This is a genomic window from Kribbella polygonati, assembly GCF_050320105.1.
Taxonomy (GTDB): Bacteria; Actinomycetota; Actinomycetes; order Propionibacteriales; family Kribbellaceae; genus Kribbella.
Genome location: NZ_CP190129.1, coordinates 3,558,838 through 3,584,168 on the forward strand (window position 1 = coordinate 3,558,838; position 25,331 = coordinate 3,584,168).

Below are 25,331 nucleotides of genomic sequence, written 5' to 3' on the forward strand. Positions count from 1 at the left end.
CGATCCGCTAGGATGATTTTCGTGCGCAGATCACCGGGACCCGAGGAGCGGCAGCGCGACCCCGAGCGCAGCAGGCAGGTGCTGCTGGACGCGGCGGAGGTCGAGTTCGGCGCGCACGGGTTCAGCGGGGCGCGGGTCGGCGAGATCGCGACCCGGGCGGGCGTGAACAAGCAGCTGATCTCGTACTACTTCGGCGGCAAGGAGGGGCTGTACCGGGCGGTCGCGGAGCGCTGGCGGGCCTCCGAGCCGGACATCACCGAGGGTGTCGAGTCGCTCGGCGAGGTGGTCGGCGCCTACGCCCGGACGTCGATCCAGCGGCCCGACCTGCTCCGCCTGCTGGTCCGCGAGGCCGTCGACCGCGACACCAGTCAGACCGACGCGGAGGGGCAGCGCGCCCGCTTCCAGGCCATGCTCGACGACTTCCGCCGCCGCCAGACCGACGGCGAACTCGCCGACGACCTGGACCCGGCGTACACCGGCCTCGCCCTCTTCGGCCTGGCCTCCGCCCCGGTCGTCTTCCCGCAGATAGCCCGCGCCCTCGGCCTCGACCCGGACGACACCGACTTCACCACGAAGTACGCCGAAGAGGTCGCCCGGCTGATCTCACACTTGAAGGACTAGATGGCTCGGTTGCGGAGTTCGGCGCGGTAGGCCTCGAGGGCGATCAGTTCGCCGAACATGCGGTTGTACTCGTCGGCGCGGTCGATCGGGTTGGTGCGCTGGAGTTTCGACTTCAGGTCGGCGATGCGGCGGGCGCAGGTCAGTTCCTGGAGGCGGGCGAGCAGGGCGTGGGCGTACTGCTCGTCGGGGTCGCGGCCGAGGCGGAGCGGGTCGACGGCCAGGGCGCCGACCACCGCGGCGGCGGGATCGTTGCCGATGGCATCGCGGACCGCGACCACCCAGGCCTCGCCGGGTGGCGCCACCGCCGGGCCGCCGACCTTCGCCATCGCGGCCCGGACCGCGGCCAGCCACGGGTGGGTGAAGTCGTGGTCGTCGAGCTCGTCGAACGCGGTCCCGACCAGCGCCGGGAACTGCATCGCGACCTTCAGCACGTCCCACTCGATCACGAACCGCTGGTCCCGCGGCGACGGGATGTCGGTCCGCTGCACCGGCCGGGCCTCGGCAGCGGCGGCCGCGGCCTGCTGCTGGTGGTGCTGTTGCTGCTGCGGAGCCACGCCTCGCGACGCCGCCCGGTAGACCTCCGACCGGACCTGGTCGACCTCCATCCCGAGCTGCCCGGCGAGCTCCCGGGTGAACGCGTCCACCTTCGACCGGTCGCGGATGCTGATCACCAGCTTGGCCGCTTCCCGGAGTGCGTCGATCCGGGTGTCCGCCCGGTCCAGGTCGTACTTCGTCAGCACGTTCCCCAGCACGAACCGGTACAGCGGGACCCGCCGCCCGATCAGCTCACGGACCGCCGCGTCGCCCTTCTGCAGCCGCAGGTCACACGGGTCCAGCCCGTCCGGCTCGACCGCGACGTACGTCTGCGCCGCGAACGCCTGGTCGCCGGCGAACGCCTTCAACGCGGCCCGCTGACCCGCCTCGTCGCCGTCGAAGGTGAAGATCACCTCGCCGCGGAACTGGTCGTTGTCGAGCAGCAACTGCCGCAGCACCCGCGCATGGTCGTCGCCGAACGCCGTACCGCAGGTGGCGACGGCGGTCTGTACGCCGGCCAGGTGACACGCCATCACGTCGGTGTAGCCCTCGACCACGACGGCCTGCCGGCCCTTCGCGATCTCCCGCCGGGCCAGGTCCACGCCGTACAGCACCTTGGACTTCTTGTAGATCGGCGTCTCGGGCGTGTTCAGGTACTTCGCCTCGATCCGGTCGTCGTCGAACAACCGGCGGGCGCCGAACCCGATCACGTCCGACGACGCGTCCCGGATCGGCCACATCAGCCGGCCACGGAACCGGTCGTACAGCCCGCGCTGCCCGTCGGCGGCCAGGCCGGAGGCGACCAGCTCGGCGTTCGTGAACCCGCGGCCGCGGAGGTGGCTGACCAGCGCTTCGCCGCCGCGCGGCGAGAACCCGACCCCGAACTGGACGGCGGCGTCCTTGTCGAACCCGCGCTTGTCCAGGAACTGCCGACCCAGCGACGCCTCGGCGGCGCCGAACAGCTGGTCGACGTAGAACTCGGCGGCGACCCGGTGCGCCTCGACGAGCCGCGGCCGCTGGTTCCCCGGGCCGCGCGGCACCGGCGCGCCGGAGTCCTCGTACCGGAGCTGGATGCCGACCTTCGAGGCGAGCGTCTCGACCGCCTCCGAGAAGGTGATCTGGTCGACCTTCTGGATGAAGTCGATGACGTCGCCGCCCTCTTGGCAGCCGAAGCAGTAGAAGAAGCCGCGGGCCGGGGTGACGTTGAACGACGGCGATTTCTCGTCGTGGAACGGGCAGAGGCCCTTCAGGTTGCCGCCGCCGGCGTTCTTCAAGGTCACGTACGAACCCACGACGTCGTCGATCCGGGCCCGCTCGCGCACCAGCGCGATGTCCTCTTCCTTGATCCGGCCTGCCACCCCGCGAGTCTACGATCATCGGCAACCGACGACGAACCTGGGGAAAGCTGGGGAGAGTCTGTATGCGTCGCACACTCGGTCTGCTCGCGCTCGCCGCGGCAGCCATCGCCACGATCACCGCGGCGCTGACCGCCGGACCCGTCAGCGCGGACCAGCCCGCGGCCCAGTCGCAGGCGGCACCATTTGTCGAGCTGGTCTCCCCCGGAGGGGTCGGGCGGTTGTACTCCGCCGACCCGCGGGAGGTCGCGTCGGCGACAGCAGCCGGTTACCAGCGGCAGCCCGGTACGACGGGGTTCATCGGACGGGAGGCCAAGGCCGGGTGGACGGCGTTGTACCGGCTCAAGCCCTCCGCGACCGCGTCCAAGTGGTTGTTCACGAGCAGTACGCAAGAGCGGGACGCACTGGTGGCCCAGCACTGGGTGTTGGAGGGGACGGCCGGATACGTTGCCACACAGCCTGCGCCAGGTTTGGTGGAGCTGCGGCGGTTCACCAATGGGAAGGAATGGCGGCTGGCTGTCGCGTCCAGGACGGATGAGCTGCTAAGGGCGGGCTACACGCTCGACGGGCCGGTCGGTTACGTGTACCAGAACTGGGTGCGCGCCGGCGCCGTGTACTTCGGCATGTTCAACACCAACGGCCACCAGACGATCATCGCCCGCACCAAGGAGGTCTACGGGCGTGACAACGACTGGTGGGGCGGCGTACGGGACTTCCACGACGGCACGCACTACGCGACTGACAACTGGCCCGGCGAGGACTGGTCGCACCTGAAGCCCTCCATCGGGTACTACGACAGCTCCAAGCCGGAGACCCTCGAGAAGCACATCACCCAGGCGACCTCGGCCGGGCTGAGCTTCTTCAACTTCTACTGGTACTGGGACAACACCAAGCAGCAGCAGACCGTCACCGCCGCCGCGCTCGACGCGTTCCTGCAAGCACGCAACAAGGACAGCATCGACTTCACCGTCGGCGTCTGCGCGCACCCCTACGCACCGCTCAACATCCCGACCACGCAGTACGACGCCGTGGCCGCGAACCTGATGCGCTACCTACAGCAGGACAACACGCTGCGTACGAACGACGGCCGGAAGATCCTGAACATCTGCGACGCCCGCGGACTCGGCGACGGCAGCAACGCGCAGGTGAAGCAGTTCGTAGACACGGTCCGGGCGAAGGCCCGCAGCCAGCTCGGCGAGGACATCTACGTGATGATCAATCAGGCCGGCTTCGACCCGAAGCAGGTCGGCAACGCCGGTGCGGACGCGCCGTACTGCACAACCGACGGGCCTGCGGTCGAGAGCCGTTCGTACAAGACGTACCTGCAGGGTCAGCGCGCGTTCTACAACCAGGCGCCTGGTGCGTACGGGCGGTGCGTGCTGTCGGACTTCGACGAGCGACCGCGGTACCCGATCGAGCAGACCGACGTGAAGGCGATCCGCTGGATGCCGGACCAGTCCCTGGACGGTTACCGTACGGCGGTCCGCAACGCGGTGGCCGACATGGCCACGTCGACCCGCCCGCCGACCGTCGACAACTACCTGTTCCTGTACGCGTGGAACGAGTGGCACGAGGGCGGCATCATCGAGCCGAACGAGCGCGACGGCTGCGCGTACCTCGACATCTTGCATACCGAGCTGTCGCTCCAAGGACCCGGCTGCGTCGCGAACCCGAGCTAGGGTGCGGACATGCCCCGAACTCTGCGTCCCGGTCAGCGGTCTGAGCTGTACGTCGTCGATGTCGCCCGTAACGAGCACCGGCTGGTGTTCAGCTCGGACGAGGTGCTGTTCGAGGCGCCGAACTGGCTGCCCGACGGCACGTTGATTGTCAACGGCAACGGTCTGCTGTACCGGGTGGCCGACGGGCTCGAGGAGATCGAGCTCGGCGGGGTGCCGGCGATCAACAACGACCACGTGGTCAGCCCGGACGGGCGGACCGTGTACGTGTCGGCGAACGACGGTCACCTCTACGCCGTCCCGATCGAGGGCGGCGCGGGCCGCCGGGTGACCAACGACCGCGGGACCGGGTTCCACCACTACCTGCACGGCGTGTCGCCGGACGGTACGACGCTCGCGTACATCGGGCTGGAGTGGGTCGGCGAGCGGCGGATCACGAACGTCTGGACGATCCCGGCCGCGGGCGGCGCCGACGTCCAGGTGACCGACGACGAGTTCGCCGACGACGGGTCGGAGTACGGGCCGGACGGCGAGTGGATCTACTTCAACTCCGAGCGCGCCGGGCAGGCGCAGCTGTTCCGGATCAAGGACGGCACGGCCGAGCAGCTGACCGACGACGAGCGGGTCAACTGGTTCCCGCATCCCGCGCCGGACGGCTCGGCGATCGCCTACGTGAGCTTCCCGACCGGGACCGAGGGGCATCCGGCCGACATCGACGACGTCCGGCTGCGGCTGCTCACCCGCGACGGCGAGGTCCGCGAACTGACGAGCCTGTTCGGCGGCCAGGGCACGATGAACGTGCCCAGCTGGTCCCCGGACAGCTCGTCGTTCGCGTACGTCACCTACCCGCTCTAGATCTCGGTCAGCTCGACGGAGGTGTCCGCGAGGCGGGCCGGGTCGACCTGCTTGCCGGAGCGGATCAGCGCGCTGACCGCGTCGATCGTGTCCCAGGTGTTCACGTGCATACCGGCCAGCACGTGGTTCTGGTCGTCCAGCCAGAACGCCAGGTAGGCGCCGGACTTCGGGTCGCCGCGCAGCACCACGTGGTACGACGTACCGCGCGGCACCTCGCCCGCGTACTCCATGCCGAGGTCGAACTGGTCGGTGAAGAAGTACGGGATCGCGTCGTGCGACACGTCCTCGCCGAGCATTGACTTGGCGGCCGCGGCGCCGGTGTCCTTGGCGTTCTGCCAGTGCTCGACGCGGATCGAGCGGCCGAGCAGCGGGTGGTCCCAGCGGACCACGTCGCCGGCGGCGTACACGTCCGCGACCTTCGTCCGCAGGTCCGGGCCGGTGACGATGCCGGAGCCGTTCTCCGGCGTGGCGACCTCGATGCCGGCCGCGGCCGCGAGCTCGGTGTTCGGCCGGACGCCGACGCCGACGATCACCAGGTCCGCCGGGATCACCTCGCCGCCGGTCACCTTCACTCCGGTCACCTTGCCGGTGCCCTCGAACCCCTCGACGCCGGTCCCGAACCGGAACTGCACGCCGTGCGCGCGGTGCAGGTCGGCGAACAGCCCGCCGACCTCCTCACCGAGGACGGCGGCGAGCGCGGTCGACTGCGGCTCGACGACCGTCACCTCGCAGCCCCTCTCGCGCGCGGCGGCCGCGGCCTCGAGCCCGATCCACCCGGCGCCGACGACGACCACCCGCGGCTTCGCGGCGTACGCCTCGGTCAACGCCTGCGACTCCTCCGCCGTCCGCAGGTAGTGCACGCCGGGCAGCTCGGCCCCCGGTACGTCGAGTTCGCGGACGCGGCTGCCGGTCGCGATCAGGAGCTTCGTGTACGGGACCTGCGAGCCGTCGTCGAGCGTCACCGTGTGCGCGGCCGGGTCGATCGCGGTCACCGTCGTACCGAGCCGGAGGTCGATCGTGTGGTCGTCGTACCACTGCTGGTCGTGCAGCTGCGCGGCACCGGTCTCGGCCTTGCCGAGCAGCACGTCCTTGGACAACGGCGGTCGCTCGTACGGCAAGGACTTCTCGCTGCCGATCAGGACGATCCGCCCGCTCCAGCCGTCCTCCCGCAGGGTCTCGGCCGCGGTCGCACCCGCGAGACTCGCACCGACGATCACGATCTGTTCATCAGCCATGAACGAACCTTAGTCCCCGCCGAACTCTTGTCGCAGGCGGTCTCGGTGACTACGTTGTCACAGGACATAATACGTCCTATGTCCTCCTGAGGAGAGTCATGCGCGTACTCCGACCAGGCCGCCTCGCGGCCGCCGCCCTCCTGGTGTTCGTCACCCTCACCTCCCCGGCCCGCGCGTCCGGGCCGCCCGTCCCGTTCGTCGACGACAGCGTGCTGTTCCAGCAGAAGACCGAGGGGTACGCGTGCTTCCGGATCCCCGCCGTCGTCCACGCCGCCAACGGTGACGTGCTCGCGTTCGCCGAGGGTCGCGTCGCGGACTGCGGCGACGACGGCGACATCGACATCGTGCTGCGCCGCTCCGCCGACGGCGGCAAGACCTGGGGACCGCTGCAGGTGGTCTCCGACGGCAACGGAAGCACCCACGGCAATCCCGTGCCGATCGTCGACCACCGGACCGGCCGGGTCGTCCTGGTGACGACCCACAACGGCCCGGAGCCCTGTACGAACGGCTGCGACCGCGACCCGTACGTGCAGACCAGCGACGACAACGGCGCCACCTGGACCGCACCGCGCGAGCTCACCGACGCGAAGCTGCCGAGCTGGAACTTCTGGTACGCGACCGGCCCGATGCACGGGATCCAGCTCCAGCACGGCCCGCACGCCGGCCGGCTCATCGTCGGCGCGAACTTCGAGACGTACGACGGCGTCGGGCCGCATGTCTACGGCACGCATCTGCTGTACTCCGACGACTCCGGCCAGACCTGGCACATCGGGGCGACGACGTCCCGGGACGACGGCAAGGTGATCGCACAGGAGGTGACGGTCGTCGAGCTGAACGACGGGCGGATCTACGCGCTCGCCCGCGAGCGCGGCACGGATCCGGGCAACCGCGCGTACGCGATCAGCAGCGACGGCGGGCAGACGTTCGACAAGCCGTTCCGGACGATCCCGCAGCTGGTGATGCCGGACGTGCAGGGTTCGTTGTTGCGGTTCGACGCGCACCGGATCCTGTTCTCGGCGCCGGCGCATCCGGCCGCGCGGGAGGTGATGACGGTGCGGTCGTCGTACGACGAGGCGCGGTCGTTCGGGACATGGCAGCAGGGCAAGGTGTTCTGGTGGGGGCCGTCGGCGTACTCCGACATGGTCCGGCTGGACGGGGACCAGACCGGGTTGTTGTACGAGGCCGGTGTCGCGAGCCCGTACGAGTCGATCCGGTGGGCACGGTTCAACGAGGCGTACCTGTCGGTGCCGAACGGGACGCCGCCCGGCATTCCGGGGCCGCCGGCACCGGGGCCGCTCACGCCTGACGCCGGGCCGGCGCACAATCCGGCGTACGTGCGGGGCGGCGCAACTGTTGCCGAGGGCAAGTTCGGGACCGGGATCGCGCTGGACGGGGTGGACGACTACGTCGAGGTGCCGTTCGACCGGTCGATCGACCTCGGGGCGGACGACTTCACGATGATGACGTGGATCAAGTACGGGTCCACCACCGGGTCGCATGCGATCTTGTGGGCCTATCGGACGGGGTCCGGGAGTACGCCGCAGGTGTGGTTGCGGGCGGAGCCCGAGAGCAAGCGGATCCGGGCACTGCTGTCGGTCGACCGGTTCAACGTGACGGTGCAGTCGGCGTCGGCGTACAACGACAACCAGTGGCACCACGTCGTGCTCCAACGCGCCGCCGGGAAGCTCCGGCTGCTGGTCGACGGGGCCGAGGTCGGCTCCACGGCGGCACCCGCGGGCTCTGTCACGGCCGGGAAGGAGTTCGGCGTCCAGGGCATCCACGTCGGCCAACGGGTCGACGGCGCCAACCGCTTCCAGGGTTCGCTCGACGAGGTCCGCGTCTACCGCCGGGCCCTCTCCGACGCGGAACTCACCCAGATCCGCCTGTACAACAAGCCCAACTACAACCACCTAGGCCTGAACCTCCCCTTCACCACCATCCACTGACCCCGCGCCGGCCCGTTGTGGCGGCCTTGCACAGGAACTGGTGGCCGAACACCGGCTATTACTTGTTCAAGGCCCCCGCCACGCAGGCCCGGCCCCCAAGCACGACCCGGCGCCTCGCCGAGCACAGGACGGAGCGGGGTCAGCGAACGAGTTGCTGGTGCCAGGCTTGGGCTGACGGGTCCGTCAGGGAGGCGACCTGGTCGACGACGACGCGGAGGCGGCTGCTGTCGTCGGTTGCCTGCGTGAAGTCGGACTGGAACGGGATGTCCAGGTGCCGCGGGGCCGTCTTCCAGAGCGCTTCCACCAGCTCGGTGAGGAGTTCGCGTTGGGTGGCTCGGCGGGCTTGGCGTTCCGGGGACTTGAGGACGTGGTACATGCCGACGCCTTTCAGCAACCCGATCTCAGTCCGGATCCGGGGCGGCACCACCAGGTCCGCCTCGTACCGGATCAGCCGCGACCCGCCGAACACCGCATGCGTCGCCTGCTCGGCCGCGGTCGCGAACCGCCCGATCAGCTCGCTGGTGAGGTCCTTCAGCCCACCCAACGCCCGCCGGCTGTCGTCGAACGTCGCCGCCGGCCAGTACCGCAGCGCCTTCAGCCGCGCCCACCCCTCGTCCAGCTCGGCATCGCTTGCCTCCGGCAAGTACATCTGCCGGACCGTCTCCCAGTACGGCTCCCGCACCGTGTCCACCGCGGCCAGATCGATGTGATGGGCAACGATCCCGTCCTCGACGTCGTGCACCGAGTACGCCACGTCGTCGGCGAAGTCCATCACCTGCGCCTCCAGGCAGCGCCGCTCCCCCACGCCCGGCCGCAACCACGTGAACACCGCGAGATCGTCGTCGTACACCCCGAACTTCCGCTCCCCGGCGCGCCGCGGCCACGGGTACTTCGTCGCGGCGTCCAGCGTCGCGCGGCTCAGGTTCAGCCCCACACTGCGCCCGTCCGCGTCGAACGTCTTCGACTCCAGCCGGGTGAGCAGCCGCAACGTCTGCGCGTTTCCCTCGAACCCGCCGATGTCGACCGCGACCTGGTCGAGCGCCCGCTCACCGTTGTGCCCGAACGGCGGATGCCCGAGATCATGCGCCAGACACGCCGCGTCCACGATGTCCGGGTCGCAGCCGAGCGTCGCCGCCAGCTCCCGCCCGATCTGCGCGACCTCGAGGCTGTGCGTCAACCGGTTCCGCACGAAGTCGTCGCTCCCGGCCAGCACCACCTGCGTCTTCGCCGCCAGCCGCCGCAACGCCGCGCTGTGCAGCACCCGCGCCCGATCACGCGCGAACGCGGTCCGCCCCGGCCGCTTCACCGGCTCGGCGACCCACCGCTCCGCGTCGTGCTCGTCGTACCCCTCATGCTGCTTCCTCATCACCGCCCACAGTAGCGGCGACCACCGACAGTTTCGCGACCTTCAGATGGCTACGCAGTAACGGATCCAGATCACGCCGTCCCGGAAGACTTCGGTGCCGGCGTGGTGCAGGTGGAGGCGGGGCGTGTCGTACCAGGAGACGCCGCCGGCCAGCACTGGATGGATGAGCAGCGCGAGCTCGTCCACCAACCCCTGATCCAGGCAGGTTCTGGTGAGTGCAGGCGAATCCACACGCACGGTCTGTACGCCCCGCCGGCCCAGGACGGTGAGGATTTCGAGGAGATCTACCTCTTCGTAGCCGGTCACCAGTTCGCGCGTCGTCGCGTCCGGCGGGCGCGCGGGGGTCTGGTCGGCGTACAGAGCCAGTACGTCGGACCAGTAGCCGAGCTCGCGCAACGAGTCCCAGGTGTGGACGCGGGCGCGGTCGTCCGCCACCGCCAGCAGCGGCCCGTCCGCCCGCGCGCCGCGCCGCGGGGCCGCCCGTACTTCGTTCTCCTGGGCAACGATCGTGTCCGCGTCGATCAGCGTGACGTCCTCCTGCCACAGCGTCGCCAGCGCATAGAACCGCGCGAGGTCGACGTCGAATCCCGACGTCGCCCCGTCCAGCGAGACCGCCAGCTGAGCCACCACATGAGGCCGCATGCCCCCAACCTAGGGATGCCCACCGACAAGATCCGGTTGCAGAGACTTATTTGCAGAGACTACTCTGCATTCATGCGGCGCATCGACGCCCGGAGCCTGCGCGGCCTCGCGCACCCGCTCCGGATGCGGATCCTGGAGGCGATCGAGCTCGACGGCGCGGCCACCTCGAGCACCCTCGCGACCCGGCTCGGCGAGAACACCGGCACGATCAGCTGGCACCTGCGCCTGCTCGCCGAGCACGGGTACCTCGAGGAGGACACCGGCCGCGGCACCAAGCGCGAGCGGTGGTGGCGGCTCCCACCGGGGGCGACCGTCCTCGACCCGTCCGAGTTCCTCGACGACCCGGAGACCCGGCGCGCGCTCGACGTGTACCTGCGCGACCTGGTCGAGCGGTACTACGCCCGCGTCCGTGCGTACGTCGACGAGGACTGGTCCGCCGAATGGCAGCACGCGGCAGGACTGTCCGACTGGAGGCATCTGCGGTTGACCCCGGAGCAACTGCACAACCTCAACGAGGAGATCGGTGCGGTCATCGACCGCTATACCTCCAGCGACGAGGACGACGCCGAGCGGGTGATCGTCCAGCTCCAGTCGTTCCCGCGGCACTCATGAGCCTGCTGCGTACGCAGCGCGACTTCCGGCTGTTCTGGATCGGCGAGACCGTCAACCGGTTCGGCAGTGCGACGTCGTCGGTGGCGCTGCCGCTGATCGCGATTTCGATGCTCGACGCAACGACCTTCGAGGTCGGCCTGCTGACCGCGGCGGCCTGGGCGCCGTGGCTGCTGATCGGCCTGCCGACCGGCGCCTGGATCGACCGGGTACGACGACGTCCGGCGATGCTCGCGTCCTCGGCCGTCTCGGCAGTGCTGTTCGCAATCATCCCCCTCGCCGCCGGCACCCGCGTCCTGAGCGTCCAACTGCTGCTCGCCGTCGCCCTCGTCGCCGGAGCCTCCACGGTCGTGTTCCAGACGGCGTACACCGCCTATCTCCCGACCCTGCTCGACCCGGCCGACCACGCGGAAGGCAACGCGAAACTCCACGGCAGCGCCGCCGCCGCACAGATCGCCGGACTGGGCTGCGGCGGGCTGCTCGTCCAGTTCGTTGGCGCCGCCAACACTCTGCTGATCGACGCGGCGAGCTTCCTGGTCGCACTGGCGTGTCTCACCGCGATCCGTTTCCGCGAACGCCGTACGACGAACCCGTCACGGCCGGGGGCGATCCGCGAGGGCGTACGGCTGGTCGCGCACGACGTGTGGCTGCGGACGTTGACGATCTTCGGCGCCGTCTCGAACCTCGCACTGATGGGGTACCAGGCGATCGTCGTCGTCTTCCTCGTCCGTGCGGCGGGGCTGAGCGCGGGCACGGTCGGCGTACTGGTCGCGGCGGCGTCGAGTGGCGGCGTACTCGGCGCGATCGTGGGCCGGCGTCTGATGCGGTTCGGTACCGCGCGCGCCTTGCTGCTGTGCGAACTCGGGCTACCGACGCTGGCCCTGCTGATCCCGTTGGGCCCGTGGTGCTACCTGATCGGCGCGTTCGGGGTGAGCCTCGGCGTCGTCGGCGGGAACGTCGTCAAGGCAACCTTCCTGCAATCCTATTGTCCACAAGAACTCTTCGGCCGGGTGACGGCGACGACGGCGTTCGTCAACTACGGCACGGTCCCGCTCGGCGCGCTCCTCGGCGGAACGCTCGGCCAAGTCCTCGGCCTGACGCCCGCGCTCTGGATCACCACGGCCGGCGTCCCACTGGCCGGGCTGGTGCTGCTCGCCTCCCCGATCCGCCGGAGCCGCGACCTTCCGGCGGCTACCAGGGCAGCGGCGTTCCCGGCGTGACGGCGGCGGCGAGGCGCTCCTGGACCGCCCGGCGGGCGCGGTGGTACCCGGTCTCGTCGTTGTGCAGGATCGACGCGAGGTTGGCGGCCTCGTAGTACGCGTTCAGGTCGAAGGCGAGCTGGGCCGGGTCCGCGGTGAGTTCGCCCCGGTCGACGGCCTCGGTGATCGCTGTCTCGATCAGGCCCATCCATTCGCTGTGGACCTCGGCAAGGTAGGCGTGGACGGCGCCGCCCCGGGCGGAGTACTCGTGCGAGACCTTCTGGAAGAAGCAGCCGCCGGGGAACACGCGGCTCTGTGAGTAGTCGAGCCAGTGCCTGCTGAGCGCCCACACCCGGCCGAGGCCGGGCTCGATCTCGTACGCCGGGATCACCACGTTGTCGGCGTAGATCCGCCGTGCGGCGCGCACCGTGGCGAGCTGAAGCTCCTCCTTGGACCCGAAGTGCGCGAACAACCCGCTCTTGCTGATCCCGAGCTCGGTCGCGAGCCGCCCGATCGACAGTCCTTCGAGGCCGTCGACCGACGCGATGTCGACGGCCCGCCGCAGTACGGCGCGGCGGGTCTGATCACCGCGCGCCAGCCGTCCGTCGATCTTCTCCACGAGCCCGATCCTAAGTCCGTTGACTGCTAGGCTGATGCAAACTAATAATACGACCGTTCGTATAGTTTGGTGGAGGGGTAGTCATGCAGAAGCTGGTCAGTGCCGGTTTGCAGACAATCGGACTGCTGTCGCCGCGGCTCGGCGGCCGGATCGCGTTCAACCTGTGGCGGCGGCCCCTCGCCCGCGGCCGGGTTCGTGCCGACGAGCAGCTGGTCCACGCTGCGGCGAAGGTCGAGGTCCTGGACGAGGCCGGTGCCGAGGTCCGGACGTACGCCTGGGGCGACGGCGAGCGGCCCGTCCTGCTCGTCCACGGCTGGCGGTCGCGGGCCTCGCGGTACGCCGGGTTCGTCACGCGGCTGCTCGAGCTCGGGTACAGCCCGATCTCGTACGACGCCCCGGCACACGGCGACTCCGCCGGCGAGGTGACGTCGATCCTCGGGCACCAGCGGATCATCCGCGCGCTGGAGGAACGGCACGGCCCGTTCGAGGGCGTGATCGCACACTCCCTCGGCGTACCGTTCGCGCTCTACGCGGTCCGCGAGGGCGTCGCCGCGAAGCGGATGGTGATGATCAGCGGGGTCGCGGACTTCGGCTACCTCGCCGACGCGTTCTGCGCCGAACTCGGCCTCGGACCGAAGCTCAACCGCGAACTGCGCCGCTCCATCGAGCGCGGGTACTTCGACGGCGACCACGACATCTGGACCCGCTTCTCGGTCACCACCGGCAAGGCCGAACTACTCGTGATCCACAACGACGAGGACGACATCGTCGACCCCGCCCAGGCGCAACTCCTGCTCCGGAACTACGGTCCGCACGCCCACTTCCTGCCGACCACCGGCCTCGGCCACCGCCGGATCCTCTCGGACCCGGCGGTGATCACCGAAGCCGTCGCCTTCCTGCAGGACTCAGATGTCCCGGAAGGTCTCGATCTGAGCGCCTAGCGAGTTCAGCCGGGTGGCCAGGTCCTCGTACCCGCGGTTGATCACGTAGATGCTGCGCAGCACCGACGTACCCTTCGCCGCCAGCATCGCGATCAGCGCGACCACGGCCGGGCGGAGCGCCGGCGGGCACATCATCTCGGCGCCGGAGAAGTGCGTCGGCCCCTCGACCATCACCCGGTGCGGGTCGAGCAGCTTCACCCGGCCGCCGAGCTTGTTCAGGTCGGCCAGGTAGATCGCGCGGTTCTCGTACACCCAGTCGTGGATCAGGGTCTGCCCGGTCGCGGTCGCGGCGATCACCGCGAAGAACGGCAGGTTGTCGATGTTCAGGCCCGGGAACGGCATCGGGTGGATCTTGTCGATCGGCGCGTGCAGCTTCGACGGCCGGGTGGTCAGGTCGACCAGCCGGGTCCGGCCGTTCTCGGCCAGGTACTCCGCGCTGCGGTCGTAGTCGAGCCCCATCTCCTCGAGCAGCGCGAGCTCGATCTCGAGGAACTCGACCGGCGCCCGGCGGATGGTGATCTCGGACTTGGTGACGATCGCGGCGGTGAGCAGGCTCATCGCCTCGATCGGGTCCTCGGACGGCGCGTAGTCGACGTCGACGTCGATGTCGGCCTTGCCGTGCACGGTCAGCGTCGTGGTGCCGATGCCGTCGATCGTCACGCCGAGCAGGTCGAGGTAGAAGCAGAGGTCCTGGACCATGTAGTTCGGGCTGGCGTTCCGGATCACCGTGACGCCGTCGAACCGGGCCGCGGCCATGATCGCGTTCTCGGTCACGGTGTCGCCGCGCTCGGTCAGCACGATCGGCTTGCCCGGCGCGATCGCCCGGTTCACCAGCGCGTGGTACTGCCCGCCGGTCGCCTTCACCTCGAGGCCGAACGGGCGGAGCGCGGTCATGTGCGGCTCGACGGTGCGGGTGCCGAGGTCGCAGCCACCGGCGTACGGCAGCTCGAACGCGTCCTCGCGGTGCAGCAGCGGGCCGAGGAACATGATGATCGAGCGGGTCCGGCGGGCCGCGTCGGCGTCCATCGACTCCAGGTCGAGCTGCGCCGGCGGGACGATCTCCAGGTCACCGGCGTCGTTCAGCCAGGTGGTCTTCACCCCGATCGAGTTCAGGACCTCGAGCAGCCGGTTGACCTCTTCGATCCGGGCCACCTTGCGCAGCGTCGTCCGGCCCTTGTTGAGCAGCGAGGCGCAGAGCAGCGCGACACCGGCGTTCTTGCTGGACTTGACGTCGATCGAGCCGGACAACTGGCGGCCGCCGACCACTCGGAGGTGGACCGGGCCGCCACCGAGAGAGACAATTTCGGAGTCGAGCGCCTCGCCGATCCGGGCGAGCATCTCGAGGGTGAGGTTCTGATGACCCTTCTCGATCCTGTTCACGGCACTCTGGCTGGTGTTCAGTACTTCGGCCAGTTGCGTCTGGGTCCAGCCGCGGTGCTTGCGCGCGTCCCGGATCAGGTTTCCGATCCGGCTCAGGTAGTCGTCGGTCATACCCCGGACCATATCTCACATGTGAGATATGGCTGCGGCGACCCGCCGGTGCCAGCGTAGCGAACCTCACTCCGGTGCCTTCGAGGACCCGCCTGACCTGGTGAAACGCCCGCAGCCTAGAGTTACCCCACACTCCCGCCGCCACCCGGAGAGGATCCAGCAGATGCCCGACGACACCTCCGCCGCGGTGGTCAACGAGTTCGAGGCGGAGTCGTGGCCGCTGGAAGCGGCCGCGGACAGCCTGCACCAGGTGATCGAGGGCTTCCACAACGGCGACACCCGGCCGCTGGTGATCGGCGACGGCGACCAGCCGGTGCTCGTGGTGCTGGCGATCGCCGACCTGGCCGACTTCCGGGCCCGGATCGCGGAGCTGCTCGGCAACCCGGTCGACGCCGGCTGGCTGCGGTACTACCTGCGGTCGAACTTCGACATGAGCTCCGAGCGCCTGGTCGAGCTGCTCGGCGTCGACGCCGACCACGGGCTCTCCTCGCTGGCCAGCCAGGTGAACGTCGAGCAGGCCGCGACGCTGATGCAGGACCACGTCCGCCGGACCGAGGCCGGCGGGAACCCGCTGATGCTGATCGGCGACGGGACGATGGCGACCGCGGCGCTGCTGTCGTTCCAGGCGTTCCAGGTGCTGATCGCGCTGGAGGGCGACGGGAAGTACGACGACGACTCCTGCGCGCACGACGACGAGGAGAAGCCGACCACGCCGCTCGAGGTGCTCGCGGAGCGGATCGGGCCGGTGTCCACGCAGCTCGTCGCGCAGCTGAACGCAGGCCGCGAACCCGGCCTGCCGCGGTACGAGCTGCACTTCGAGGACGACCTGGTCGAGCACCTCCGCGACCTGGAGGCGCGCGCGCAGAAGACGCCGGGCGGCGGCGCGTACGACGAGTTGAACGACCTGCTGCACCAGTTCGACCAGATGCGCAGCGGGCTCGTCCAGGCGGCGGCGGACGACGAGCCGGACGAAGCGCCGTACCTCGAGGCCACCGACCTGAAGGCGGCGCTGCCGGACATCCGGGACGCGTTCCGCGAAGGCGCCGACGACCCGTACCTGATCGGCCTGGACGGCCGGCCACTCGCCGGGCTGATCTCGTTCGACCTGTACGAAGAGCTGCAGAAGGTCTCCGTCGAGCTGGACGGCACCGACGAGGCCCCCGTCCTCCCCCTCCCCGAGCCCCGCTGGGAGAACGGCCCCCGCCTCCTCCCGTTCGAGCTCGCCCTGGAGATGTGCGAGGCCGTCTGCGAGGACATCACCAACGGCGAGGGCTCGATGCTCTTCATCGCCGACGAGGACAACGAACCCGAGCTCGTCCTCGCCCCGCTCGTCTGGCTCTGGGCCTACGTCGACCACCTGAACCTCGCCGACGCCTGAGTGCCATGCTGGACCGATGAATCGGTCCATACCACTTCTCGCAGGCGTCTGTCTGCTGATGGCCGCCTGCTCCTCACCGGGCAGGCCCGCGGTGACCGTCGACCAGGCGGTGACGCTCGCCGATCAACCGGTACAGCTGAAGGTGACCGGCGTACCCGCGGGCAAGCCGGTCCAGGTCGGCGCCGACGCCGTCGCCTGGGACGGGAAGAAATGGCACAGCGAGGCGACGTTCACCGCCGACGACCACGGCACGATCGACCTCGGCCGCGCCAAGCCGTCGGGCGGGAGCTACCAGGACGTCGACGGGATGGGCCTGTTCTGGTCGATGAACCCGCCCGACGGTGATCCCGACGAGCAGTCGTTCGTCCCGCCGGCCGAGGGCGGGTGGCCGGTCGAGCACGTCGACCTCTCGGTCAGGTCCGGCGGGAAGCAGGTCGCGCGGACGACGATCACGCGCCGGTGGGCGGCGCCCGGGATCAGCAGCCGGCCGCTCCCCCACCAGTTCACCGGTACGTACGTCGTACCGAAGCGCGACGGCGCGCGGCATCCCGCCGTACTGCTGCTGGGTGGTTCCGAGGGTGGTGTGCCGCCGCTGTCGGTCGCGGAACTGCTGGCGTCGCACGGGTACCCGGTGGTCGCGCTGGCGTACTTCCGCGCCCCCGGGCGGCCGCAGGACCTGCACGACATCCCGATCGAGTACTTCGCGCAGGCCGCCAAGTGGCTCGGCGCGCAGCCCGAGGCCGATCCGGCGCGGATCGTCGCGATGGGCACGTCGTACGGCAGCCAGCCCGCGCTACTGGTCGCGGACCTGTTCCCCACGGTCGTGCACGGCGCGGTGCTGTTCGCGCCGGGCGACAGGATCATCAGGGCGTTCCCGCTCGCGACGGGCGCCGCATGGACCTTCCGGGGCCGGCCGCTGGCGCCCGACGGCGAGATCCCGGTCGACGCGGTGGACGGCCCGGTGCTCGCGGTCGCCGGCTACGTCGACGCGCAGTGGGAGTCGCGACTGTCGGCGCTGTCGATCATGCGCCGGCTGGACGCGGCGCACGACAAATACCCGCACGAGGCGGTTGTCGTGGACGGCGCGGGGCACGGCGTCGGAGGTACGCCGTACGTGCCGCACGGGACGAGGTTCCGGCATCCGATCATCGGCCTGACCGACTTCGGCGGCAGCCGCGCCGCCGACGACTCCGCGATCCGCCAGGGGTGGGCGAAGACGCTCGCGCTGCTGGCGGCGCTTTAGCTGAACGGGAAGAGGGGTTGCCACTCGGCGAGGGTGGCGATCTCGTAGATGTTGGCCGGGGTGTACGGGTCCTTGGCGAGGATGTCGCGGACCTCGGCCTCGTCGGCGGCGTCGTACACGAGCAGGGCGCCGGTGCCGTCGGGGAACGGGCCGGCGGCGACCAGCTTGCCCGCTTCGCGCAGGGACGCGAGGTACTCGCGGTGCGCCGGGCGGACCTCCAGGCGGCGGTCGGTCTCGGACACGTCGAAGCGCAGCTGCACGACAAATTGGGCCATGGCCAGAAGCCTACATTGCCCTTAGGACAAAGAGATTTGGTGCGGGTAAGGGAGTCACGAGCCGCCACAGCGGCTGGTTCAGGTCAGACCCGAAAGTCGACGAGTGAGCTCCCTTCCCGCCCGGATATTCTGACCAGCCGGTGCACCGCTATGCAAGGGTTTGGTGAAGACAAATTCCTACAATCAGTTGGTTGAGGTAACGCTTCGTGATCGAACCGCCGGCGGCGTCGATCAGGCCGCCGATGCAGTCGTACAGACGGTCACGCCGGTCCGTTGTCAAGGCCCGATGACCCGAGTACGACGACAGTAGTTCGAGATATTCGGCCGTCGGGTAGGTCGCGTCCCACACGTATTTGCGGGACTCCACGGACTCGAAGAGACCGCTGTCCGCCAGGCCCGCGGGATCCTCCGGTACGTCGTCCGCGGCAGGTAGCGGGTCCGCCGCCGGGTCGTCGGTGAACCTGTCGTAGCAGGACTGGACGTCGGCGAAGAACTGCTCCGAGCCGCCGGCCACGTGATGGGTCGTGACGATCGCCAGCGCACCGCCGGGGCGGAGCAGCTCGACGCAGCGTTCGACGCGGGTTGCGGGGTCGAGCCAGTGGAACGCGGTCGCGGAGACAACCAGGTCGTACTCCCCCGTCCGCAGCTCCCACGTGTCGAAGTCCGCGACAACAACGTCGAGTGCCGGGTACTTCCGCCGCAGGACCTCCGCGAGCCCGGGACTGAGTTCAACGGCGGTGATGTTCCAGCCCCGGGCCAGCATGGCGGCGGTCGCCTGGCCGGTGCCGGGGCCGATCTCCAGGACGCGTGGGTGCGGCCCGACCGCCCGCGCGAGGTCGTCGAACAGCTCGCGCGGGTAGGTCGGGCGGACGCGGTCGTACAGCTCCGCGTCCTCGCCGAACGTGGTGCGGAGGTCCTCGCGGCTCATTGCCGAAGGCTAGCCGGACCGCCGGCACTCACCAACCGCCGGCTGCGCCGACGGCGCACGCTCCCGTGAGCGTGAACAGCCGCGCCGACGGGCCGTTGGTGAGTGATGGGCGTCCGCTCCTTCAGCCGAGGGCCGCCCGACCGGCCTCCAGCCGGGCGACCGGAATACGGAACGGGGAGCAGGAGACGTAGTCGAGCCCCACCTCGTGGAAGAAGTGGATGCTGTCCGGGTCGCCGCCGTGCTCACCGCAGACGCCCAGCTTGAGGTCCGGCTTGGTCGCCCGCCCGCGCTCGACGCCGGTCCGGACCAGCGCGCCGACCCCGTCGCGGTCGATCGACTCGAACGGCGACACCGCGAAGATCCCCTTCTCCAGGTACCGCGAGAAGAACGCACCCTCGACGTCGTCCCGGCTGAACCCCCAGGTGGTCTGCGTCAGGTCGTTCGTACCGAACGAGAAGAAGTCGGCCGCCTCCGCGATCTGGTCCGCGATCACCGCGGCCCGCGGCAGCTCGATCATCGTCCCGATCGGAACGTCGACCCCGACCTCGGCCAGCACGCGTGCCACCTCGTCGCGCGCGAGCTGCAGCTCCTGGACTGCGCCGACCAGCGGGATCATGATCTCCGGCCGCGGGTCCTGCCCGCGCTGACGCAGCTCGACCGCCGCCGACGCGATCGCCCGTACCTGCATCGCGAACAGACCGGGAATCACCAGCCCGAGCCGTACGCCGCGCAGCCCGAGCATCGGGTTCTGCTCGTGCAGCCGTTCGACCGCGGCGAGCAGCTTCTCGTCGTGTTCCGACGCCACACCACGTTCGCGCGCGACCGCGACCTTCACCGCGAGTTCCTCCATCGACGGCAGGAACTCGTGCAGCGGCGGGTCGATCAGCCGGATCGTCACCGGCAGCCCGTCCATCGCGTCCAGCAGTTCGAGGAAGTCCCCGCGCTGCAACGGCTCCAGCTCCGCCAGCGCCGCCTCGCGGTCCGCGTCGTTGTCTGCGAGGATCAGCCGCTCGACGGACTCCCGCCGTTCGCCGAGGAACATGTGCTCGGTCCGGCACAGCCCGATCCCCTCGGCCCCGAACCGCCGCGCCCGCGCCGCGTCGTCGGCGGTGTCGGCGTTCGTCCGGACGCCGAGCCGGCGTACGTCGTCCGCGTGCGTGATCAACCGGTGTACCGACGCGACCAGCTCGTCGCCGGCCGTCGGCGCCAGCGTGCCCTCGAAGTACTGCACGACCGGCGACGGCACGACCGGTACCTCGCCGCGGAACACCTCGCCGGTGGTGCCGTCGATCGAGATCAGCTCACCCGCCCGCAGCACCGTCCCGCGGACCGTGATGGTGCCCTGGGCAACGTTCACGTCGAGCTCCTCCGCGCCGCAGACGCAGGTCTTGCCCATGCCGCGGGCGACCACGGCCGCGTGCGAGGTCTTGCCGCCGCGGCTGGTCAGGATGCCCTGCGCCGCGATCATCCCGTGCAGGTCGTCCGGGTTCGTCTCGCGCCGTACCAGGATCACCTTCTCGCCGCGCTCGGCCGCCTCGACCGCGGCCGCCGACGTGAACACGACCTGCCCCGACGCGGCACCCGGCGAGGCCCCGATCGCCTTCGTGACCAGGTCCTTGTCCGCCGAAGCATCGAACCGCGGGAACATCAGCTGCGCCAGCTGCGCGCCCTTGACGCGCCGGAGCGCCTCGTCGGTGTCGATCACGCCTTCGTCGATCAGGCTGGTCGCGATCCGGAACGCCGCCGCCGCGGTCCGCTTGCCGACCCGGGTCTGCAGCATCCACAGCTTCCCGCGTTCGACGGTGAACTCGATGTCGCACAGGTCGCGGTAGTGCCCCTCGAGCGTCGCCATGATGTGCATCAGGTCGTCGTACGACGTCTTGTCGAGCTGCTCGAGGTCGGCCAGCGGGACCGTGTTGCGGATGCCCGCGACGACGTCCTCGCCCTGCGCGTTCTGCAGGTAGTCGCCGTACACACCGGGCTGCCCGGTCGACGGGTCCCGCGTGAAGGCGACGCCCGTACCGGAGTCCATGCCGAGGTTGCCGAACACCATCGAGCAGATGTTCACCGCCGTACCGAGATCCTTCGCGATCCGCTCCTGCCGGCGGTAGAGGATCGCGCGGTCGGAGTTCCAGGAGCCGAAGACGGCCTCGATCGCGAGGTCCATCTGGGTCCGCGGGTCCTGCGGGAACTCCCGGCCGGTGTGGTCGTGCACGGCCTGCTTGAACGTCTCGACCAGCGCCTTGAGGTCGTCCGCGTCGAGGTCCAGGTCGTTGCGGGTGCCCTTCGTTTCCTTGGCCGCCTCGATCGCGTCCTCGAAGACGTCGCCGTCCATGCCGAGCACGGTCTTGCCGAACATCTGGATCAGCCGCCGGTACGCGTCCCAGGCGAACCGCGGGTTGCCCAAGTGGTGCGCGAGCCCGTTCACCGAGTCGTCGTTCAGGCCGACGTTCAGCACCGTCTCCATCATCCCGGGCATCGACACGGCGGCGCCGGAGCGAACCGAGACCAGCAGCGGGTCGTCGGCCTGGCCGAGTTTCTTGCCCATCTTCCGCTCGAGCAGGTGGACGTGGTGGTCGATCTCGTCGGCCAGGTCGGCCGGGACCGCGCCGGTCTCCAGGTACGCGCGGCACGCGTCGGCGGTGATGGTGAATCCGGGTGGTACCGGCAGGCCGAGGTTGGTCATCTCGGCCAGGTTCGCCCCCTTGCCGCCGAGAAGTTGCTTCATGTCCTTGTTGCCTTCGGCGAAGTCGTAGACGAGTTTCGGCACGGTCACTCCCTGGGTTGCAGGTGGGTGTTTTTCGGCGCGGCAAAGTAGGCCGCTGGCCCGTCGGCAACGGCGGCGGGGGCGTGCTTTCAGGGTAAGCCAGAAAACCAGTCCAGTTGAACACTGGTCTCACGATGCCGACGTGACCCTGCCCACAGGACACCGGCCGGAAAACCCTTACAGCGTTGACAACGCGAGACAACCGTCAGACACACAGAAGGAGGGTGTTACCCGCCCTTTCGACGGGTAACACCCTCCTTCTCAGACTGCTACAGCTTCCGTCTGGTGCGCAGGTAATCGCCAACGACGGCGGCTCCGAGACCATCCGCGTCCGGCGCCAGCACCCGGCCGCCGCTGCGCCGGGCGAGCAGGTCGACGAAGGCGTTCAGCCGGGGATCGTCGCCGAGCCGGAAGACGGTCAGCGAGGCGCCGAGCTTGGCGAGCCGGTCGACCTCGAAGATCGTCTTGCGCAGCGTGGCCGGCTCCGGCGGATACGAGAACTCGGCCGTGCCGTCCGGCTCCAGGTGAGCGGTCGGCTCTCCGTCGGTGACCATCAGTACGACGGGTTGCGCGTCCGGGTGCCGCCGGAGGTGCCGGCCCGCGAGCAGGAGCGCGTGGTGCGCGTTGGTGCCCTGCTCCCAGGTGCCCTCCATCCCGATCAGCTGTGGCAGCTCGACGACCCCGGCGTACCGCCCGAACGTGATCAGCTGCAGCGCGTCGTTGCGGTACCGCGTCGAGATCAGCTGATGCAGTGCGAGCGCCGTCCGCTTCATCGGCAGCCAGCGGCCCTCCTGCACCATCGACCAGGACGTGTCGACCAGCAACGCCACCGCGGCCCGCGCCCGGTGCTCGGTCTCCGCGATCTCCACGTCCGCCACGTCGAGCTTCACTCCGCCGCCGCCCCGGTGGGCCGTCCGCAGTACGGCGTTCCGCACCGTCCGCGGGACGTCCCACGGCTGGGTGTCGCCGAACTCCCACGGCCGGGTCGACCCGCTCAGCTCCCCGGCCGCCCCGGCGTTCGCGGCGTCCCGTTCACCGGATCCGCGCGCGGTCCGCAGTACGTCGGCCAACGCCGTCTGACCCAGCTGCCGGAGCGCCTTCGGTGACAACCGCAGCGAACCGTCCGGCGCCCGCTCGATCAGCCCCTGGTCGCGCAACTGCCGCTCCAGTTCGGACAGCCGCCGAGCGTCGACGGTCGCCTCGTCGCCCAGCTGCCGGGTCAGCGCGTCGAGGTCGATGTCCTCCAGCCGCGCGCCCGGATACGACTGCGCGAGCTGCTCGGCCAGTGCGTCCAGCTCGGCCAGGTCGGACATCGCCTGCGCGCCCTCGGCCAGGCCGAGCGGGTCGTCGCCGCTCATCCGCTCCGAGGAGTACCAGTCCTCCCCCGGCCGTAACGACTGCAGCTGGGCGTCGAGCTGGGACAGTTGCTGCGACAGTTGCGCGTTGCCGAACGCCTGCTGCGACAGCTCCATCAGCTCGGCGCGCTGCTCGGGCGTCATCGAGTTCAGCATCCGCTGCGCCGCGGCCGCCCGCTGCGCGAGCGCGTCGATGAGTTCCTCGACGTTCCGCGGGTTCTCCGGGAAGAACTCGCCGTGCTTGGCCATGAACTCGTCGAACAGCCGCGGTACGTCGGGCCTGTTCGCGGCATGCGCCGCGAGCAGCGCGTTCAGGTCCGTGAGCATCTCGTTGATCCGCTCGACGTCCTCCGGTGTGGTCTGCTGCAGCGCCTCCTTCATGCCCTCGAACCGCGATCCGAGCAACTCGCGGCCGAGCAGTTCGCGGATCTCCTCGTACTTCTGCCGGGCCTCCGACGACTCCCACTGGTAGTTGGCCAGCTCCCGTACGGCAGCCGCCGTACCGGACGGCAGCGCGTCGAGCTCGGCCTCCTTGAAGCGGGCGTCGTCCGACGGGTTCGGGAACAGCTCGCGCCGCTCGGCCTCAAGCGCCTCGTTGAGCAGCCGCTGGACGTCCTGGAGCGTGCCGTCGAGGTTGTGCCGCCGCTGGATCTCGCGGCGGCGCTCCCACAACCGGCGGGTCAGGTCGTCCAGGCCCTGGGTGTTCCGGGTGCCGCGCCGGAGCATCTCCTCCAGCGCGGACCGCGGCGACGACCCGTTCATCACGTCCCGGCCGATCTCGTCCAGCGCGTCCCGCAGGTCCACCGGCGCCTGGAGCGGATCCGGCCCGTCGTGCCAGGGTCCGTACGACCAGCCTTCAGGAATGGACGACATGATCAGGCCCCGTAGACCGTCGTGTCGTCGTCGGCGTCCTTCGCCACCCGCTTCGAGAGGTACAGCATCTCCAGGGCGAGTTCGACCGCGGCCGCGATCCGGCCCGGTGAGTCGCCCGCGTCCACGCCGGCGCGGGCGGCGACGTCGTGCAGCACCGGGAGCTCGGGCAGCGCGGACAGCACCTCCCGGCCGGGCACCCGCTCACCGGTCGTCACAAGGTTGCCGTCGGCAACCGCATGCGCGAGCGGGGTCAGGTCCAGCCCGGCGAACCGCTCCCGGGCGGTGTCGGCCACCGACCGGCGCAGCAGGTACTCGAGCAGCTCGATCTCCCGCCCCTCCTCACCGGGCTCGAACTCGAGCTTGCCGCGCAGTACGGCGGGCACCGCCTCCAGGTCGACCGGACGCGCGACGGCCGGCTCCTCGCCGGTGATCGCGGAACGGCGCAGCGCGGCGGCGGCGATCGTCTCGGCCGCGGCGACCGCGAACCGGGCCGAAACCCCGGACCGCTGGTCGATCGACGTCGACTCGCGCAGGTGCCGGACGAACCGGGCCAGCACCTCCAGCAACGGCTCCCCGACCTCGGCGGTGAACTCGGCCTCCTGCCGGATCACGTCCACCTCGGCGTCGATGTCGAGCGGGTAGTGGGTCCGGACCTCGGCCCCGAAGCGGTCCTTCAGCGGCGTGATGATCCGGCCGCGGTTGGTGTAGTCCTCGGGGTTGGCCGTTGCCACCAGCAACACGTCGAGCGGCAGCCGGAGCGTGTACCCGCGGACCTGGATGTCGCGCTCCTCCATCACGTTCAGCAGCGCGACCTGGATCCGCTCGGCCAGGTCCGGCAGCTCGTTGATCGCGACGATCCCGCGGTGCGCCCGCGGGACCAGCCCGAAGTGGATGGTCTCCGGGTCGCCGAGACTGCGGCCCTCGGCGACCTTCACCGGGTCCACGTCGCCGATCAGGTCGCCGACGCTTGTGTCGGGCGTCGCCAGCTTCTCGGCATACCTCAGGTCGCGGTGCAGCCAGGCGACCGGCAGGTCGTCACCGAGCTCGGCGGCGCGCCGGCGCGAGGCGGGGGTAATGGGGTCGAGCGGGTGCTCGGGGAGCTCCGCGCCCTCGATGACGGGGGTCCACTCGTCGAGCAGGCCGACCAGCGTACGGAGCAGCCGGGTCTTGCCCTGGCCGCGCTCACCCAGCAGTACGACGTCGTGGCCGGCCAGCAGGGCGCGTTCGAGTTGCGGAATCACCGTCCGGGTGAATCCGACGATGCCGGGCCACGGATCACGTCCGGCCCGGAGTTCTTTCAGCAGGTTGTCACGGATCTCGGCCTTGATCGACCGGGGAAGATGTCCGGCGGCCCGGAGGTCACCAGCCTTACGAGGGAGTTCAGCAGGTGCACTAGTCACCTTGACGACGTTAGCTCGCTCCT

The 25,331-nt window shown here is 70.0% G+C and carries 20 protein-coding genes; 9 read left to right on the plus strand and 11 right to left on the minus strand.

Annotation, left to right across the window (positions count from 1 at the left end; genetic code table 11):
• Positions 1-21 precede the first annotated feature (21 nt).
• On the plus strand, positions 22-621 hold the full coding sequence (locus ACQHIV_RS16905) for a TetR/AcrR family transcriptional regulator (protein WP_427895366.1): 600 nt from the start codon (positions 22-24) through the stop codon (positions 619-621).
• Here the strand turns inward: ACQHIV_RS16905 and dnaG are convergent.
• Complete coding sequence (gene dnaG / locus ACQHIV_RS16910; protein ID WP_427895368.1) at positions 618-2,513, minus strand: DNA primase; 1,896 nt, start codon at positions 2,511-2,513, stop codon at positions 618-620. The two genes, ACQHIV_RS16905 and dnaG, sit on opposite strands and share 4 nt — an antisense overlap.
• A gap of 62 nt (positions 2,514-2,575) precedes the next feature.
• Here dnaG and ACQHIV_RS16915 point away from each other — a divergent pair, with 62 nt between their 5' ends.
• Together ACQHIV_RS16915 and ACQHIV_RS16920 are read left to right on the plus strand one after the other, a co-directional pair.
• Positions 2,576-4,189 (plus strand): glycoside hydrolase family 99-like domain-containing protein, encoded by a 1,614-nt coding sequence (locus ACQHIV_RS16915; protein ID WP_427895370.1) that lies wholly within the window; start codon positions 2,576-2,578, stop codon positions 4,187-4,189.
• Between the two features lie 9 nt (positions 4,190-4,198).
• Positions 4,199-5,041: a TolB family protein gene (locus ACQHIV_RS16920; protein WP_427895372.1), complete on the plus strand. Its 843-nt coding sequence runs from the start codon at positions 4,199-4,201 to the stop codon at positions 5,039-5,041.
• Here ACQHIV_RS16920 and ACQHIV_RS16925 read toward each other — a convergent pair.
• Positions 5,038-6,276 (minus strand): NAD(P)/FAD-dependent oxidoreductase, encoded by a 1,239-nt coding sequence (locus ACQHIV_RS16925; protein ID WP_427895374.1) that lies wholly within the window; start codon positions 6,274-6,276, stop codon positions 5,038-5,040. The genes ACQHIV_RS16920 and ACQHIV_RS16925 overlap by 4 nt on opposite strands.
• 98 nt (positions 6,277-6,374) lie before the next feature.
• Between ACQHIV_RS16925 and ACQHIV_RS16930 the strand changes: the two genes are divergently transcribed.
• Positions 6,375-8,222, plus strand: a complete 1,848-nt coding sequence (locus ACQHIV_RS16930) for an exo-alpha-sialidase (RefSeq protein WP_427895376.1) — start codon at positions 6,375-6,377, stop codon at positions 8,220-8,222.
• 139 nt (positions 8,223-8,361) lie between these two features.
• On the opposite strand, the gene ACQHIV_RS16935 is transcribed toward ACQHIV_RS16930, so the two are convergent.
• On the minus strand, positions 8,362-9,588 hold the full coding sequence (locus ACQHIV_RS16935) for a deoxyguanosinetriphosphate triphosphohydrolase (RefSeq protein ID WP_427895378.1): 1,227 nt from the start codon (positions 9,586-9,588) through the stop codon (positions 8,362-8,364).
• Positions 9,589-9,630: 42 nt separating this feature from the next.
• Complete coding sequence (locus ACQHIV_RS16940; RefSeq protein ID WP_427895380.1) at positions 9,631-10,230, minus strand: dihydrofolate reductase family protein; 600 nt, start codon at positions 10,228-10,230, stop codon at positions 9,631-9,633.
• A gap of 72 nt (positions 10,231-10,302) precedes the next feature.
• Here ACQHIV_RS16940 and ACQHIV_RS16945 point away from each other — a divergent pair, with 72 nt between their 5' ends.
• Both ACQHIV_RS16945 and ACQHIV_RS16950 read left to right on the plus strand, forming a co-directional pair.
• Positions 10,303-10,842 (plus strand): helix-turn-helix domain-containing protein, encoded by a 540-nt coding sequence (locus ACQHIV_RS16945; protein WP_427895382.1) that lies wholly within the window; start codon positions 10,303-10,305, stop codon positions 10,840-10,842.
• A complete protein-coding gene (locus ACQHIV_RS16950; RefSeq protein ID WP_427895384.1) occupies positions 10,839-12,059 on the plus strand; it encodes an MFS transporter in 1,221 nt (406 codons plus the stop codon). The genes ACQHIV_RS16945 and ACQHIV_RS16950 overlap by 4 nt, the downstream gene beginning before the upstream one ends.
• Here the strand turns inward: ACQHIV_RS16950 and ACQHIV_RS16955 are convergent.
• Positions 12,031-12,657 (minus strand): TetR/AcrR family transcriptional regulator, encoded by a 627-nt coding sequence (locus tag ACQHIV_RS16955; RefSeq protein WP_427895386.1) that lies wholly within the window; start codon positions 12,655-12,657, stop codon positions 12,031-12,033. The genes ACQHIV_RS16950 and ACQHIV_RS16955 overlap by 29 nt on opposite strands.
• 83 nt (positions 12,658-12,740) lie before the next feature.
• Here ACQHIV_RS16955 and ACQHIV_RS16960 point away from each other — a divergent pair, with 83 nt between their 5' ends.
• Positions 12,741-13,598, plus strand: a complete 858-nt coding sequence (locus tag ACQHIV_RS16960; protein ID WP_427895387.1) for an alpha/beta hydrolase — start codon at positions 12,741-12,743, stop codon at positions 13,596-13,598.
• On the opposite strand, the gene ACQHIV_RS16965 is transcribed toward ACQHIV_RS16960, so the two are convergent.
• Positions 13,563-15,089 (minus strand): helix-turn-helix domain-containing protein, encoded by a 1,527-nt coding sequence (locus tag ACQHIV_RS16965; RefSeq protein WP_427895389.1) that lies wholly within the window; start codon positions 15,087-15,089, stop codon positions 13,563-13,565. The two genes, ACQHIV_RS16960 and ACQHIV_RS16965, sit on opposite strands and share 36 nt — an antisense overlap.
• A gap of 163 nt (positions 15,090-15,252) precedes the next feature.
• Between ACQHIV_RS16965 and ACQHIV_RS16970 the strand changes: the two genes are divergently transcribed.
• On the plus strand, positions 15,253-16,467 hold the full coding sequence (locus tag ACQHIV_RS16970) for a hypothetical protein (RefSeq protein WP_427895391.1): 1,215 nt from the start codon (positions 15,253-15,255) through the stop codon (positions 16,465-16,467).
• 16 nt (positions 16,468-16,483) lie between these two features.
• Entirely contained in the window at positions 16,484-17,710 is a 1,227-nt protein-coding gene (locus ACQHIV_RS16975; RefSeq protein ID WP_427895393.1) for an acyl-CoA thioesterase/BAAT N-terminal domain-containing protein, read from the plus strand.
• On the opposite strand, the gene ACQHIV_RS16980 is transcribed toward ACQHIV_RS16975, so the two are convergent.
• The 5 genes from ACQHIV_RS16980 to ACQHIV_RS17000 form a co-directional block, all read right to left on the minus strand.
• Positions 17,707-17,985, minus strand: coding sequence for a YciI family protein (locus ACQHIV_RS16980; RefSeq protein ID WP_427895395.1), 279 nt, complete (start codon positions 17,983-17,985; stop codon positions 17,707-17,709). The genes ACQHIV_RS16975 and ACQHIV_RS16980 overlap by 4 nt on opposite strands.
• Before the next feature lie 148 nt (positions 17,986-18,133).
• Positions 18,134-18,913: a class I SAM-dependent methyltransferase gene (locus tag ACQHIV_RS16985; protein ID WP_427895397.1), complete on the minus strand. Its 780-nt coding sequence runs from the start codon at positions 18,911-18,913 to the stop codon at positions 18,134-18,136.
• A gap of 121 nt (positions 18,914-19,034) precedes the next feature.
• Positions 19,035-21,683, minus strand: coding sequence for a pyruvate, phosphate dikinase (gene ppdK, locus ACQHIV_RS16990; RefSeq protein WP_427895399.1), 2,649 nt, complete (start codon positions 21,681-21,683; stop codon positions 19,035-19,037).
• 266 nt (positions 21,684-21,949) lie between these two features.
• The gene (locus ACQHIV_RS16995; RefSeq protein ID WP_427895401.1) at positions 21,950-23,908 is read right to left on the minus strand and encodes a hypothetical protein; all 1,959 of its coding nucleotides are present in this window, start codon (positions 23,906-23,908) and stop codon (positions 21,950-21,952) included.
• Positions 23,909-23,910: 2 nt separating this feature from the next.
• Positions 23,911-25,308, minus strand: a complete 1,398-nt coding sequence (locus ACQHIV_RS17000) for an ATP-binding protein (RefSeq protein WP_427895403.1) — start codon at positions 25,306-25,308, stop codon at positions 23,911-23,913.
• Positions 25,309-25,331 lie beyond the last annotated feature (23 nt).

What these genes read in the sequence shown, in the direction of transcription:
- ACQHIV_RS16915 (WP_427895370.1), top strand. Translation starts at nt 2,576, where the DNA reads ATGCGTCGCACACTCGGTCTGCTCGCGCTCGCCGCGGCAGCCATCGCC.
- ACQHIV_RS16920 (WP_427895372.1), top strand. Translation starts at nt 4,199, where the DNA reads ATGCCCCGAACTCTGCGTCCCGGTCAGCGGTCTGAGCTGTACGTCGTC.
- ACQHIV_RS16925 (WP_427895374.1), bottom strand. Translation starts at nt 6,276, where the DNA reads ATGGCTGATGAACAGATCGTGATCGTCGGTGCGAGTCTCGCGGGTGCG.
- ACQHIV_RS16930 (WP_427895376.1), top strand. Translation starts at nt 6,375, where the DNA reads ATGCGCGTACTCCGACCAGGCCGCCTCGCGGCCGCCGCCCTCCTGGTG.
- ACQHIV_RS16935 (WP_427895378.1), bottom strand. Translation starts at nt 9,588, where the DNA reads ATGAGGAAGCAGCATGAGGGGTACGACGAGCACGACGCGGAGCGGTGG.
- ACQHIV_RS16940 (WP_427895380.1), bottom strand. Translation starts at nt 10,230, where the DNA reads ATGCGGCCTCATGTGGTGGCTCAGCTGGCGGTCTCGCTGGACGGGGCG.
- ACQHIV_RS16945 (WP_427895382.1), top strand. Translation starts at nt 10,303, where the DNA reads ATGCGGCGCATCGACGCCCGGAGCCTGCGCGGCCTCGCGCACCCGCTC.
- ACQHIV_RS16950 (WP_427895384.1), top strand. Translation starts at nt 10,839, where the DNA reads ATGAGCCTGCTGCGTACGCAGCGCGACTTCCGGCTGTTCTGGATCGGC.
- ACQHIV_RS16960 (WP_427895387.1), top strand. Translation starts at nt 12,741, where the DNA reads ATGCAGAAGCTGGTCAGTGCCGGTTTGCAGACAATCGGACTGCTGTCG.
- ACQHIV_RS16965 (WP_427895389.1), bottom strand. Translation starts at nt 15,089, where the DNA reads ATGACCGACGACTACCTGAGCCGGATCGGAAACCTGATCCGGGACGCG.
- ACQHIV_RS16970 (WP_427895391.1), top strand. Translation starts at nt 15,253, where the DNA reads ATGCCCGACGACACCTCCGCCGCGGTGGTCAACGAGTTCGAGGCGGAG.
- ACQHIV_RS16975 (WP_427895393.1), top strand. Translation starts at nt 16,484, where the DNA reads ATGAATCGGTCCATACCACTTCTCGCAGGCGTCTGTCTGCTGATGGCC.
- ACQHIV_RS16980 (WP_427895395.1), bottom strand. Translation starts at nt 17,985, where the DNA reads ATGGCCCAATTTGTCGTGCAGCTGCGCTTCGACGTGTCCGAGACCGAC.
- ACQHIV_RS16985 (WP_427895397.1), bottom strand. Translation starts at nt 18,913, where the DNA reads ATGAGCCGCGAGGACCTCCGCACCACGTTCGGCGAGGACGCGGAGCTG.
- ACQHIV_RS16995 (WP_427895401.1), bottom strand. Translation starts at nt 23,908, where the DNA reads ATGTCGTCCATTCCTGAAGGCTGGTCGTACGGACCCTGGCACGACGGG.